Source organism: Thalassobius vesicularis (assembly GCF_004799325.1).
Lineage (GTDB): Bacteria > Pseudomonadota > Alphaproteobacteria > Rhodobacterales > Rhodobacteraceae > Thalassobius > Thalassobius vesicularis.
Window position 1 is genome coordinate 101,276 of sequence record NZ_SSMD01000007.1, and the last position, 13,956, is coordinate 115,231.

Sequence of the window (13,956 nt, forward strand, 5' to 3'; positions counted from 1 at the left end):
GTAACGGCTTTGTTCGTGTCAGGCTATGGGCTTGTGGGCCGCCCCCCTCACAAAGCTGCGAGAGGGGCGATGTTATTCTGCCGCTTGTTGCACGTGGCTGGCGGCCAGCAGGGCGGCCAATTCGGGCCGGCACGACCCGCAGTTCGTACCTGCGTTCAGGGCCGCTCCGATCTGCTCGACCGAGACCAGTTTCTGCTCGGCGATCGCGGCCAGAATAGTGTTCACCCCGACATCGAAGCAGGCGCAGATCGTGGCGCCGGGGTCGGGGCGATCGGCGGATGGACGACCGGCCAGAGCATCCTCGGCCACGTTGCCCAGCATATGGGCCATGTGGTTGCGAGCGACCTGCACGGGTTCAGCGGCCACGAAAAGCGCACCAATCAGGCGGCCATCCTGCACGAAGGCAATGCGCGCGCCGCCGCGTTTCGGGTCTTGCACGATCTGGGCCTGTGCCTCGGGGGCGTTCAGCAGGGTGCGGGCGTAGGTTTCCCAATCCTCGGGGGTGTCGGTGGCGGCCAGTTCGATGCGCCATCCGTCACCGCTGCGGGCCTGCGCCCAATAGGCGGTGTCGGCGCGCGGCTTGGCCAGAGAGACGGCGAACCCGTACCATTTGGCCTGAAATTTCTCGACATTCACGACCGAGGCTTTGGATTCCGGCTGACCCGAGACCGGATCGGTATGTGCCGCCACCAGCGTATCGACGCGCCCGGCCGAGGCGTATTGCGCGGTCCAGTGCATCGGCGCAAAGACTTGTCCCGCATGAACACGATCCGTGACCAGCGCCCGCAGCAGAGAGGCGCCTTGCGGGCTGGTGACGCGCACGATGTCCGCCGGGGCGATGCCCAAACGGGTGGCGTCGCTGGGGTGAATCTCAAGATACGGCTCGGCCAGGTGCTGCGACAGGCGCGACGATTTGGCGGAGCGGGTCATGGTGTGCCAGTGATCGCGCACGCGGCCGGTGTTCAGGCGGAACGGGTACTGCGCCGAGGGGTGCGATTGCGGGGTCCGGAAGTGGATCGGCAGCATCCGCGCCTTGCCCGAGGGGGTAAAGAACCGCCCGTCGCCAAAGAAGCGCCCGCCCGCACGGATCGCGGTGACCGGCCAGTGCAGCGGCTCAAGGCTGTCATAAGCGTCGTCGCCCAGATCGCTGAGGCCCGAAATGTCGAAGTCGCGGCCCAACTGACCGGCGATGCCCGACAACACGGCGTATTCACGGAAAATCTCGGCCGGGGACTGGTAGTCGAAGGCGTCGTGCCAGCCCATGCGGCGGCCCACGTCGGACATGATATCCCAGTCATGCCGCGCCTCGCCGGGGGCGGGCAGGAAGCCGCGCTGGCGCGAGATGCAGCGTTCGGAATTGGTGACGGTGCCGTCCTTCTCTCCCCAGCCGGTTGCGGGCAGCACGACATGGGCCAGCTTGGCGGTGTCGGTGTCGGCGGTCAGATCACTGACGACGACGAAATCGCATCCCTCCAGCGCGGCCTTGACGGCGTCGGCGTCGGGCATCGACACGACCGGGTTGGTGCACATGATCCAGATCGCCTTGATCCGGCCTTCGGCGACGGCATTGAACATGTCCACGGCCTTCAGCCCTGCGGCCTCGGGCATATCTGGCGCGGCCCAGAAGGTTTTGACGGCGCTGCGGTGCTCGGCGTTTTCCAGGTCCAGATGGCAGGCCAGCATGTTGGCCAGGCCGCCCACCTCGCGCCCGCCCATCGCGTTGGGCTGGCCAGTGACCGAGAACGGCCCCATGCCGGGCTGACCGATGCGGCCCGTGGCCAGGTGGCAGTTGAGGATCGCGTTCACCTTGTCCGAGCCCGCGCTGGACTGGTTCACGCCCTGCGAATAGACGGTGACGACCTTTTCCGTGCCGATCCACATGTTGCAGAAGGCGCGGATGTCGGCCTCGCTCAGGCCGGTGACGGTGCTGTCGCAGCTGCTGGCGGCATTCACCGCGTCGTCGAAGCCGTCCACATGCTGGCCGACAAAGCTGCTGTCGACCGCGCCTTGTTCGTGGATCTCGACCAGCAGGCGGTTGAACAGGGCCGCGTCGCCGCCCGGCGCGATGGCCAGATGCAGGTCAGCAATGTCCGAGGTCGCGGTGCGGCGCGGGTCGATGTTGACGACCTTCATCTTTGGATTGGCCTTCTTGGCCGCGACGATGCGTTGGTACAGCACCGGGTGGCACCACGCCAGGTTCGAGCCGGTCAGCACGACCAGATCGGCCTGTTCCAGATCGGTATACTGGCCCGGCACAGTATCGGTGCCAAAGGCGCGCTTATGTCCCGCGACCGAGGACGCCATGCACAGGCGAGAGTTCGTGTCGATATTGGCCGAGCCGATGAAGCCCTTCATCAGCTTGTTGGCGACGTAATAATCCTCGGTCAGCAGTTGGCCCGAGACGTAGAAGGCGACGCTGTCGGGGCCGTGCTCGGCGATGGTGCCCTTGAAGCGTTGCGCGACCAGCTCCAGCGCGTCGTCCCAGCTGGCGCGAGCGCCGTTCACTTGCGGGTGCAGCAGGCGATCGTCCAGCCAGATCGTCTCGGCCAGCGCGGTCCCCTTGGAGCACAAACGGCCCAGGTTTGCCGGGTGATCGGGGTCGGCCTTGACCTTGATGCCGCCGGTCTTTTCGGGGCTGACCAGCACACCGCAGCCGACGCCGCAATAGGGGCAGGTGGTCTTGCAGGTGGAGGCGGGCGCAAACTGGAGGTTCTTCATTCTCAATCCCCTTGGGCGGGTCCCCACCGGCGCACCGGAGGGGAAGTGTTCGTCAGGGCCTTAGCCGGTCAGGCTGCACAGGCCGCCGTAAGGCTCGGCCGGAGTGCTGGCTTGGTAGCCGGGGCCAAAGATCAGCATGTCGCGCATCGCGCTGACATCGGCGCCATCGCGGATCAGGTTGTAGAACCAGCCACCATCGGCGGTGTCGCCATACATCACCGCACCGATCAGGCGGTCGTCCTTCAGGATCAGGCGTTTGTAGGATCCGGCGGCGGCGTCGTGCAGAACGATGTCCTCGCGGTCCTCGCCATCGGCGAAGTCGCCCGCGCTGAACAGATCGCAGCCGGTGACCTTCAGCTTGGTCGAGACTTCCTTGTTCACAAAGCGTGCCTCTTGGCCCAGCAGGGTCTGGGCGACGACGTTGGCCTGATCGTAGAGCGGGGCCACCAGCCCAAAGAGCGCGCCGTCATGTTCGACGCATTCACCTACGGCCAGGATGTCGGGGTCCGAGGTCACCATGTGATCATCCACCACGATGCCGCGATTGACGGTCAGGCCCGCCTCGGCACCCAGTTTGGTCGCGGGGCGGATGCCCACGGCCATGACCAGCAGATCGCAGGGCAGTTCGGTGCCGTCGGCCAGACGCAGGGCGGTGACGTGGCCGTTTTCGCCCACGATTTCCTGCGAGTTGGCCGAGCACATCACCTTGATCCCACGATCCACCAGCGCCTTGCGCAGCAGGAAGCCTGCGGCGGGGTCCAACTGACGCTCCATCAGGTGGCCCATGATGTGGACAACGGTGACGTCCACGCCGCGGGCTTTCATGCCGGCCGCAGCCTCCAGCCCCAGCAGACCGCCGCCGATGACAACGGCCTTGGCACCGGGTTTCAGGCCCAGGTCGATCATGCGCTGGGTGTCTTCGAGGTCGCGATAGGCGATCACGCCGCCCAGATCGCGGCCGGGCAGGGGGATCATGAACGGGGTCGAGCCCATGCCCAGCAGCAGCTTGTCATAGGGCACCTCGCCGTTCTCGCCGATCACGACCTTGCGGGCGCGGTCGATGCGCAGAACCTTTTCGCCAAAGCGGCAGGTGACGCCATGCGCCGCGTACCAGTCGGCATCATGGGTGACGATCTGTTCGTATGTCTTTTCGCCGGCCAGAACGGGCGACAGCATCAGGCGGTTGTAATTGCCGCGCGGCTCGGCGTTGAACAGGGTGACGTCATAGGCGCCGGGGTTGACCTGAAGGAGATGCTCCAGCGCCCGCCCCGAGGCCATGCCTGCTCCGATCACGACAAGGTTGCGCGACATTCGACCTTACTCCGCTGCGATGGCTTTGGGTTTTGCCGGGGCTTTCGGCTTGGCGCCGTGCTCGTATTCCTCAAGGAAATCCAGCACTTCCTGGCGGTAAGCGTAGTAATCCGGATGCTCCAGCAGGGCCTTGCGGGTGCGCGGACGGGGCAGGTTCACATCGACGATCTTGCCGATGGTGGCCTGTGGGCCGTTCGTCATCATCACCACGCGGTCGGCCAGCAGGATCGCCTCGTCCACGTCATGGGTGACGCAGATCGCGGTAACCTTGGTGCGGTCCCAGACTTCCATCAGCACTTCTTGCAGTTCCCAACGGGTCAGGCTGTCCAGCATGCCAAAGGGTTCGTCCAGCAGCAGCAGCTTGGGCGACAGGGCAAAGGCGCGGGCGATGCCGACGCGCTGTTTCATGCCGTTCGACATGGAGTTCGCGGGGCGGTCCATCGCATCGGCCATGCCAACGCGTTCCAGATAGTATTCGACCACGTCCTGACGCTCGGCCACGCTGGCCTTGGGATAGACCTTGTCGACGCCGATGGCGCAGTTTTCACGCGCGGTCAGCCAGGGGAACAGGTTGGGCGACTGGAACACCACGGCGCGTTCGGGGTCAGCACCTTCAACCGAGCGACCGTCGAGTTTGATCACGCCCTTGGAGATCGAGTTCAGACCGGCGGCCATCGTCAGCACGGTGGATTTACCGCAGCCCGAGTGGCCGATCAGAGAGATGAACTCGCCGCGGTTGAGTTTCAGGTTGAAGTCCTCGACCACGGTCAGCGGGCCCTTGGGCGTCGGGTAGATCTTGTAGAGCTGCGAGAAATCCAGGAAGTTGCGGTCGATCATGCCCTTCTGGGCCTCGGCCACGGCCGATGGCAGGTTCGGGTCCACCTCGGGCGCGGTGTCGTGGATCGGACGCACGTTCGGCAGCAGGCGGACGCCTTCGGCCTTAGCCTCGATGCCGACATCCATCAGGTAGTTGGTCACCTCGGCGCGCAGCTTCTTGAAGCCCTCGTGGTGGTTCATCTCGCCGCGATCACGGGGGCGGGGGATGTCGACGGTGAACTGCTCGCCCAGCGTTCCATCGGGGTTCAGCGCGATGATGCGGTCGGCCAGGATGATGGCCTCGTCCACGTCATTGGTGATCAGGATGCAGGTCTTCTTGTCGGCTTCCCAGATATGCTCGATCTCGTCGGCCAGGTTGGCGCGGGTCAGCGCGTCCAGCGCGGACAGCGGTTCGTCCAGCAGCAGCACTTCGGGGTTCATCGCCAGCGCACGGGCGACGTTCACCCGTTGACGCATCCCGCCGGACAGTTCCGCTGGGCGGCGGTGCGTGGCGTGGCCAAGCCCCACCATCTTGACGTATTTGCTGACCTTCTCGGCCTTTTCGGCCTTGGACAGATCCGGAAAGATCGTGTCCACCGCCAGACCCACATTACCGTTCACCGTCAGCCACGGCATCAGCGAGTAGTTCTGGAAGATCACGCCGCGTTCCGGGCCGGGGCCTTCGATCTGGTCGCCCTTGAACGAGACCTTGCCCTTGGTCGGGAAATCAAGGCCGGCCATCAGGTTGATCAGCGTGGTCTTGCCGGTGCCGGAGAAGCCCAGCAGGACCAGGAATTCGCCTTCTTCCACCTCAAGGTTGATGTTCTTCAGGACGGCGTGGGCATGGGTGCCCTCGCCAAAGCTCTTGTAGACGTTCTTGAAGGAAATCACGGACATGGCGCTCACCGGTTGTTGGAGAAGGTGAAGAGCGACTGCAGGGCGTACATCACGCGGTCCAGCAGGAAGCCGATGATCCCAATGGTGAACACGGCCACCATGATCTTGGCCAGCGACTGCGACGACCCGTTCTGGAACTCATCCCAGACGAACTTGCCCAGGCCAGGGTTCTGCGCCAGCATCTCGGCGGCGATCAGCACCATCCAGCCCACACCCAGCGACAGACGCAGACCGGTGAAGATCAGCGGCAGAGCCGAGGGCAGCACCAGCTTGGTGATCTTGGTCCAGGTGCCCATTTTCAGAACCTTGGACACGGCGACCAGATCTTTGTCGATCGAGGCCACACCCAGTGCGGTGTTGATCAGCGTCGGCCACAGCGAACACAGCGTCACGGTGATGGCCGAGATCAGGAAGGACTTGGAAAAGAACCCGTCATTGGTGGTGTAGACCGCCGAGACGACCATGGTCACGATGGGCAGCCAGGCCAGCGGCGAGACGGGCTTGAAGATCTGCACGATCGGGTTGACGGCGGCATTCGCGGTCTTCGACAGACCCGCGGCGATGCCCACGGGAACCGCGACCAGCGTGGCGACCAGGAACCCGAAGAACACGGTTTTGATCGAGGTCCAGATCTGCATGTAATAGGTCGGTTTGCCGGTATAGTCGCGCTCTTTGACCTTATCGGCCTGGCCCGAGGCGATCAGCTTGGCGTTCCGCTCGTCCTGACGATCGTAGAAGGCGGCTTCTTTCTTTTTCTCGCGGACGTGGTCGGCGTTCAGGTTGATGACCTGTTCCCACACTTCGGCCGGGCCGGGGATTGCGCCCAGCGAGGTCTGCACCTTCGGCGCCAGCGTGCCCCACATCAGCAGGAAGGCCGCGATGGCCAGCAGGGGAACCCCCAGCAGTTGCCAGATTTCCTTGGCCTGGGTCTTGGGGTTGTCGCCGGCAGAGGCTTTCAGGATCGGGGTGATCCAGGCCAGGCCCAGCACCTTGAACCAGGCGTCCATCTTGTTGATGCGGGTGAACATCCGGGCGCGGCGGGCTTCCTTCTCGGCGGCCTTGTCGGCCTCGGACAGGGTGTGCGGGTCAATAGCGGTCATGTGTCTGATCCTGCGGGTTCGCGTGTGTTTGAGGAGGGGCCGGGCGGCAGAGCGGCGCCCGGCCCGCGGGGCTTAGCCCTTGACCTGGTTGCCTTCGACAACCTGGCTGCCTTTCAGGCCGATCGGCAGGCTTTCCAGGTAGGCGTTGGGCTGCTTGCCGTCGTAGCCGATGCCGTCGATGACATCCGAACCGGGGGTCGGCGCCTTGTAGCCGTCGGTGGCAAAGTCAAACATGTCTTCGGTGGCCAGGCCGTCGTCGATCAGGCTCTTGGCGGCGGCAAGGTAGATTTCCGGCTTGTAGACTGACTTGGCGACTTCGTCGTACCAGCTATCCGGCTTGGCTTCGGCGATCTGGCCCCAGCGGCGCATCTGCGTCAGGTACCACACGGCGTCCGAGTAGTAGGGGTAGGTCGCGTTGTAGCGGAAGAACACGTTGAAGTCGGGAACTTCGCGCTTGTCGCCTTTTTCGTATTCGAACGTGCCGGTCATCGAGTTGGCGATCACCTCGGCATCGGCGCCGACATATTCCGGACGCGACAGGATTTCCACGGCTTCCGGACGGTTGGCGTTGTCGTTCTCATCCAGCCAGATCGCGGCGCGGATCAGGGCCTTGGTGATGGCGATGGTGGTGTTGGGGTTCTCTTCCTGGAACTTGGCGCTCAGACCGAACACTTTTTCCGGGTTGTTCTTCCACAGCTCGTAGTCGGTGATGACCGGAACGCCGATGCCTTTGAAGACGGCGGCCTGGTTCCACGGCTCACCCACGCAGTAGCCGTAGATGGTGCCGGCTTCCAGGGTGGCGGGCATTTGCGGCGGCGGGGTCACCGACAACAGCACATCGGCGCCGATCTGGCCGGTCACGTTCTCGGGCGAGTAGTAGCCCGGCTGCAGGCCGCCCGCGGCCAGCCAGTAGCGCAGTTCGTAGTTGTGGGTGGACACCGGGAACACCATGCCCATGTTGAAGGGCTTGCCCTCGGACTTGTATTTCTCGACCACCGGCTTCAGGGCCGATGCGGGGATCGGGTGCATCGGCTTGCCGTCCACGCCCATTGCAACATAGGGCTTCATCTCTTCCCAGATCTGGTTCGACACGGTGATGCCGTTGCCGTTCAGGTCCATCGAAAAGGGGGTGATGATGTGGGCCTCGGTGCCGAAGCCGATGGTCGCTGCCAGCGGTTGGCCGGCCAGCATGTGTGCGCCGTCCAGGGTGCCCGAGATCACGCCGTCCAGCAGCACTTTCCAGTTGGCTTGCGCTTCGAGGGTGACGAACAGGCCTTCGTCCTCGAAATATCCTTTTTCATAGGCGACGGCCAGCGGCGCCATGTCGGTCAGCTTGATGAAGCCGAACTTCAGCTCGTCTTTCTCGACGGTCAACATCTCTGCAGCTGCAGGGGTCACCAGCATGGTGGTGGCGACCAGGATGGAGGCGATACGTTTCATTCTGTCTGTCCTCGTTCGTGGGGTCCGCTAGGCGGAACAACAAAAAAGCCGCTGACACACTCTGCGTTTGCAGAGGGTCGAGCGGCTTTGCTCAGGAAACCCGGTCCTTCGGGAAATTTCGTAAGACGGAACGCCCTTGTTTCGTCTTCGGTATCAACATGCGGGGGAATCGGGCGGTGCAGCAAGGGGGTTTCGGGGTATGTCGGAAGATTTTGCTGCATTGCGGCGTCCGCTCTGGTGTGTTGCCTTTTTTTTCATCACACCGGAGCGGAGGGGTCGAAAATGCGATCGTCAAAGAAACGATCGCGCTGCAGGAACAGCTTTCCGGTCTCCGAAGCGACCGCCGTTTCCGCCGACAGCGACCCTTCGAGTTTTTCCGAGGCGCCGGGTAAATCGGCCGGAGTCGTGGCCAGGTGTTTGCGGTACAGATCGCTGCGGAACACCGCGCGGGCCGTGTCCATCGCCTGCGCCCGGTCCAGCCCCATCCGCCCGGCAATCTGTGCGCCGATCCAGGCGGCCTGACTTTTCCAGGGGAAGGTGGCGGCGCCGGCGTGGAACTCCAGGAATTTCGCGGTCTCGCGCTCCTCTCCGCGGGCGTTGATGACCAACCGTCCGGTCAGGGCGCGGTCGATCACATCGGGCGGGACGGCGACATAGGTGCCGCGCGACAGGATCTCGGCAGCCGTCGTTCGCGCGCCTTCGGTGCCCAGCCAGCGGCACGAGCGCCAGACAGCCCGCATCAGGCGGCCGGTCAGATCAGGGTCGGACTCGGCCCAGTCATGGCGCACAGCCAGCACTTTTTCCGGGGCGAAATTCCAGATTGCAGCGCAGGGCAGCAGCAACTCGCCCACACCGTTTTCAACGGTGATCGAGCCCCAGGGTTCGCCGACGCAGAAGGCGTCAATCTCATCCGCCGCGATGGCCTGCGCCATTAGGGGCGGCGGCACCGTGCGGATGTCCAGCGCCTGCGGGGCGGCCAGACCAAGCGAGTTCAGCCAGTAATACAGCAGTTCGGCATGCATCGAGAACGGGAACGGCACCCCGATCCGCAGACGCTTACCCGAGGCAATCAGCGCGCGTCCGGCCTTGTTGGCGCATTGGAAATCGAAATCGTACCCGTCGGCGTGCAGTTTGGCCGCCAACGTGGTCGACACGCCGATCACGTTACCATTCACGGACATCACCAGAAGCGCGTCCAGCCGGGTTGTCATGCCACCCAGCCCCAGTGCCATCGCAACGGGGGTGGGGGCCAGCATATGGGCGGCCTCGATCTGACCCAGCGCCAGAAGGTCGCGCAAGGTTGCCCAGCTTGGAGCCTTGCGCAGCTCCAGGTTCAGGCCTTCTTCCTCGGCAAAGCCCAGTTCGCGCGCAATGATCAGCGGGGCGGCATCCACCAGCGGGATGAAACCGGCAGTCAGGGTCAATGTCATGAAAGCAACCCCGCCGCTGTTACCAGTGACTGGGCCACGTCGATCATCTTCTTGCCCTGATCCATCGCGGTCTTGCGCAGCAGGGCATAGGCTTGGTCCTCGGACAGGCCGCGCGCCTTCATCAGGATGCCCTTGGCGCGGTCCAGCGTTTTGCGTTCCTCTAGCGCCTGCTTGGTGGCGTGCAACTCGGTGCGCATCCGGTGGAACATGTGAAAGCGGGTGATCGCCGCGTCCAGAATCGGTTTGATCCGGTCCGCGCGCATCCCGTCGACCACGTAGGCAGAAACACCGGCCTCGATCGCGGCCTTGGTCAGTGCGTCGTCCGAGCGGTCCACGAACATCGCCACCGGGCGTTCGGTCGGGCCCGAGGCCAGGGCGAGTTCCTCCAGCGAGTCGCGCGAGGGATTGGTGATGTCGATCAGCACCACGTCTGGATTGCGCTGAGCAATGCGCCGGGCCAGGCCGGATTCTTCGGCAATCACTGCAATGTCGTAGTCACCCGAAGCGTTCAGGCTATCCACGATTTGCAGGGCGCGATCACGGTCTTTTTCGACCACGATGATGGAAAGGCGGCTTGGCAATTTGGCGGGTCCCCAGTGTCTTTGGGTCTGGGATACCCGTCGGATTGAGGGCCTGATAGCTGCGACTGCCTAAGTTGTCGCCGCAATGCGGCATAATTTCGGCGGCCGCACAAAAAACAGGCGATCAGCTTAGAAATCAAGCCCAAGGTCGAGGGTGCGCACAGAATGCGTCAGCGCCCCGGAGGAGATGTAGTCGACCCCCGTCGCGGCCACCTCGGCGATGCGTTCCAGACGCATGTTGCCCGAGGCTTCCAGCACCAGACGGCCGTTCACCATCTCGACGGCATTGCGCAGGGTGGGGGTGTCCATGTTGTCCAGCAGGCAGACATCCGCGCCGCCGGTTTCCAGCACCTGGGCCAGCTGCTCCAGCGTGTCCACTTCGATCTCGACCCGGACCATGTGAGAGGCATTGGTCTTTACCGCCTCCAGCACCGGCACGATCCCACCGGCGGCTGCGATGTGGTTGTCTTTTATCAGGATCGCGTCGGACAGCGAGATCCGGTGGTTGAACCCGCCGCCATGCAAGACGGCCTGTTTTTCCACGATGCGCAGGCCGGGCGTTGTCTTGCGGGTGCAGGTGATACGGGTCTGGGTACCCTTGGTTTCCGCGACAAACGCGGCGGTCAGGGTGGCGATGCCGGTCAGACGCCCGGCGAAGTTCAGCGCGACGCGTTCGCCCGACAGGATCGAAGACGCGGCGCCCTTGATCTCCATCAGCGTGTCGCCCTTCTTGCAGGGGCTGCCATCGGCCAGCACGGTGGTGATTTCCAGCGACGGGTCGACCAGACGGAACGCAATTGCGGCCACTTGCATCCCGGACACAACGCCATTTTCGCGCGCGTTGATGCGGGCGTTGTAGGTGGTTCCGGCGGGGATCACAGAGCGGGTGGTGACGTCACCGTATTGGCCCAGATCCTCCATCAGCGCGTTGCGCACCATCGGTTCAAGGATCAGGTCGGGCAGGGGGGCATATCGGGTCATTGGTCAGACTCCACGGCGGCGGCGCGAATTCTCAGCGCCTGGTCCAGAGTGATGCGGGTGCGGCGCGCCTCGTCGGCGGTATCGGGGAAATCGCGGCGGCAATGGGCGCCACGCGATTCTTCGCGCGTCAGGGCGGCGGCGGTGATCAGGGTCGCGGTAGCGGTCATGTTCAGGAAACAGGGGCATTCGGGGTGGTCCTGCTCCAGCTTTGCGATGACCCGCAGGGCGCGTTTCAGGCCCTCGGCATCGCGCACCACGCCGACATTGTCGGTCATGCAGCGGCGCAGGGCGTCGATGGCCTCGGCAGGCGGAGTGGGGCCGCCGGGGGCCCAATGCAGATCCAGTTCGGGGGCAGGGGCGGGTTGGCCGAGGGTGGCCTTGATGCCCTGCGCGCAGTGCCGGGCGTAAACCAGCGCCTCCAGCAGCCCGTTCGAGGCCAGTCGGTTCGCGCCGTGCAGCCCGGTCGAGGATGCCTCGCCGCAGACCCACAGGTTGCCCAGACTGGCGCGCCCTTCCATGTCGGTGTCGATCCCGCCCATGTGGTAATGCGCGGCGGCGGCCACGGGGATCGGCTCGACTGCTGGGTTGATGCTGGCACGGGCACATGCCTCGGCCACGGCGGGGAAATGGGTCAGGATTTTCGGACCCAAGGCAGCGCGGGTGTCCAGCATCGGGCGTTTGCCCGCCTGCGTCTGGGCATAGATCGCGCGGGCCACGATGTCGCGTGGGGCAAGCTCGGCGTCTGGGTGATCAGCCAGCATGAACCGCTCGCCGTCCTTGTTGATCAGGATCGCGCCTTCGCCGCGCAGGGCCTCGGTCGCCAGCGGGGCGGGGTCTTCGCCCATGTCAATGGCGGTGGGGTGGAATTGCACGAATTCCGGGTCGGCGATCATCGCGCCAGCGCGGGCAGCCATGCCGATCACTTGCCCCCGGATGCGTGGCGGGTTCGTCGTCAGCTTGAACAGCCCGCCCGAGCCGCCACCCGCCAGCAGAACCGCCGGCCCGCGCAGCAGCACGGGATGCGAGCGTTCACTGCCCGAGGTTTCGATCTCGACCCCGGTCACTCCGCCGTTCTGCACTTCGAGATTGGAGGCCATGACGCCCTCCAGCACCTGCACGGATGGCGTTTCGCGGACCTGCGCGATCAGCGCCTTCATGATCTCGGCACCGGCCTGATCACCCTTCACACGCACGACGCGGGCAAAGCTGTGGGCCGCCTCGCGCGACAGCACGTAGCCGCCGTTTTCGTCGCGGTCAAAGGGCGTGCCCAGCTGGGTCAGGTCCAGGATATGCGCGCGGGCCTCTTGCGTCACCAGATTGGCCACGCTGCGATCCACGGTGCCCGCTCCGGCGCGGACGGTATCCTTGGCATGGCTTTCCGGGCTGTCCATCTGGGCCATCGCGGCGGCAACCCCACCCTGCGCCCAGGCCGAAGAGGCGCCTTCGCCCAGCTTCTCGGGGGAAATCATCACGACCGGCGTCGGGGCCAGGTTCAGCGCCGCATAGAGCGCCCCCATCCCCGCGCCGACGATAATGACGCGATCGGTCGTGACCACCTGCATGGGCCGGATTCCCTTAGATCCCCAATTCGCGAGACAGATCAATCATGCGCTGAACGGCCAGCTTGGCCTTTTCGGCGACGGCCGGGTCCACCTCGACCTGACCGGTCATGGTGTGAAGGGCGAACAGCACTTTCTCCAGCGTGATCTTCTTCATGAAGGGGCACATGTTGCACGGCCCCACGAAATCGACCTCGGGCAGCGCGTCCGAGATGTTGGATGCCATCGAGCATTCCGTCACCAGCATCGCCTTTTGCGGTTTCTCGCGGGTCACGTAGTCGATGATCCCGCTGGTCGAGCCCGAGAAATCCGATTCCGCCACCACGTCGGGCGGGCATTCGGGGTGGGCGATGATGCGGGTGTCGGGGTTCCACTCGCGGAAGTCCTTGAGGTCTTGCGCGGTGTATTGTTCGTGCACGATGCACGAGCCTTCCCACCAGACGATATTCTTTTCCGGCACCTGGTTAGCGATATTTTGCGCCAGGTACTGGTCCGGGGTCATGATTATCGTGTCATCGGGCAGGGCAGCGACGATCTGCGCCGCGTTCGACGAGGTGCAGCAGATGTCCGACGCGGCCTTCACCTCGGCGGTGGTGTTCACATAGGTCACCACGGGTGCGCCGGGGTATTTGGCGCGCATCTGGGCGATGCCCTCGGCGGTGACGGACTCGGCCAGCGAACAGCCAGCCTCCATGTCCGGAATGATGACAGTCTTGGCCGGGTTCAGGATCTTCGAGGTTTCGGCCATGAAATGCACGCCGCACTGGACGATGACATCGGCCTCGACCTCGGTCGCTTTGATCGCCAGTTGAAGGCTGTCACCCACGAAATCCGCGATGCCGTGGTAAATCTCGGGCGTCATGTAGTTATGCGCCAGGATCACCGCGTTGCGCTGTTTCTTCAGCTCGTTGATCGCGACGACATAGGGCGCGTAGATGGCCCAGTCGGCAGGGGTGACGACCCGATCCATGCGGGCGTAGATGTCCTGGGTGGCCTGGGCCAGCTCCACGGACGGAGCGAGATCGTAATGGTCGGCCAGTTCGGCGCGAACATGCGTCAGATCGAGCAACCAGCTATCCTCCAGCTATGGCATGGACGTGCTACTTAAGGTGAATCTACGGTA

The 13,956-nt window shown here is 64.2% G+C and carries 9 protein-coding genes and 1 pseudogene; all 10 read right to left on the reverse strand.

What is annotated here, in order from left to right; genetic code table 11:
* Positions 1-72: 72 nt before the first annotated feature.
* Positions 73-2,718 carry a nitrate reductase gene (locus E7681_RS14515; RefSeq protein WP_136340034.1) on the reverse strand — a complete coding sequence of 882 codons (2,646 nt, stop codon included), beginning with the start codon at positions 2,716-2,718 and terminating at the stop codon, positions 73-75.
* 69 nt (positions 2,719-2,787) lie between these two features.
* Positions 2,788-4,029, reverse strand: a pseudogene (locus tag E7681_RS14520) (NAD(P)/FAD-dependent oxidoreductase); the annotation flags it as partial.
* A gap of 6 nt (positions 4,030-4,035) precedes the next feature.
* Entirely contained in the window at positions 4,036-5,742 is a 1,707-nt protein-coding gene (locus E7681_RS14525; RefSeq protein ID WP_136340036.1) for an ABC transporter ATP-binding protein, read from the reverse strand.
* 5 nt (positions 5,743-5,747) lie between these two features.
* The gene (locus E7681_RS14530; protein WP_136340037.1) at positions 5,748-6,842 is read right to left on the reverse strand and encodes an ABC transporter permease; all 1,095 of its coding nucleotides are present in this window, start codon (positions 6,840-6,842) and stop codon (positions 5,748-5,750) included.
* A 72-nt stretch (positions 6,843-6,914) separates the two neighbouring features.
* Positions 6,915-8,282, reverse strand: a complete 1,368-nt coding sequence (locus tag E7681_RS14535; RefSeq protein WP_136340038.1) for a CmpA/NrtA family ABC transporter substrate-binding protein — start codon at positions 8,280-8,282, stop codon at positions 6,915-6,917.
* Positions 8,283-8,539: 257 nt separating this feature from the next.
* On the reverse strand, positions 8,540-9,712 hold the full coding sequence (locus E7681_RS14540) for an ABC transporter substrate-binding protein (protein ID WP_136340039.1): 1,173 nt from the start codon (positions 9,710-9,712) through the stop codon (positions 8,540-8,542).
* Positions 9,709-10,293, reverse strand: a complete 585-nt coding sequence (locus E7681_RS14545; RefSeq protein WP_136340040.1) for an ANTAR domain-containing response regulator — start codon at positions 10,291-10,293, stop codon at positions 9,709-9,711. The genes E7681_RS14540 and E7681_RS14545 overlap by 4 nt, the downstream gene beginning before the upstream one ends.
* A gap of 129 nt (positions 10,294-10,422) precedes the next feature.
* Positions 10,423-11,274, reverse strand: a complete 852-nt coding sequence (gene nadC / locus E7681_RS14550; RefSeq protein ID WP_136340041.1) for a carboxylating nicotinate-nucleotide diphosphorylase — start codon at positions 11,272-11,274, stop codon at positions 10,423-10,425.
* Positions 11,271-12,836, reverse strand: coding sequence for an L-aspartate oxidase (locus E7681_RS14555; protein WP_136340042.1), 1,566 nt, complete (start codon positions 12,834-12,836; stop codon positions 11,271-11,273). The genes nadC and E7681_RS14555 overlap by 4 nt, the downstream gene beginning before the upstream one ends.
* Before the next feature lie 13 nt (positions 12,837-12,849).
* Entirely contained in the window at positions 12,850-13,902 is a 1,053-nt protein-coding gene (gene nadA, locus E7681_RS14560) for a quinolinate synthase NadA (RefSeq protein ID WP_136340043.1), read from the reverse strand.
* Positions 13,903-13,956: the final 54 nt, after the last annotated feature.

Bases quoted from the DNA above. Each gene is read 5' to 3' on its own strand.
- E7681_RS14515 (WP_136340034.1), bottom strand. From the start codon at position 2,718: ATGAAGAACCTCCAGTTTGCGCCCGCCTCCACCTGCAAGACCACCTGC.
- E7681_RS14525 (WP_136340036.1), bottom strand. From the start codon at position 5,742: ATGTCCGTGATTTCCTTCAAGAACGTCTACAAGAGCTTTGGCGAGGGC.
- E7681_RS14530 (WP_136340037.1), bottom strand. From the start codon at position 6,842: ATGACCGCTATTGACCCGCACACCCTGTCCGAGGCCGACAAGGCCGCC.
- E7681_RS14535 (WP_136340038.1), bottom strand. From the start codon at position 8,282: ATGAAACGTATCGCCTCCATCCTGGTCGCCACCACCATGCTGGTGACC.
- E7681_RS14540 (WP_136340039.1), bottom strand. From the start codon at position 9,712: ATGACATTGACCCTGACTGCCGGTTTCATCCCGCTGGTGGATGCCGCC.
- nadC (WP_136340041.1), bottom strand. From the start codon at position 11,274: ATGACCCGATATGCCCCCCTGCCCGACCTGATCCTTGAACCGATGGTG.
- E7681_RS14555 (WP_136340042.1), bottom strand. From the start codon at position 12,836: ATGCAGGTGGTCACGACCGATCGCGTCATTATCGTCGGCGCGGGGATG.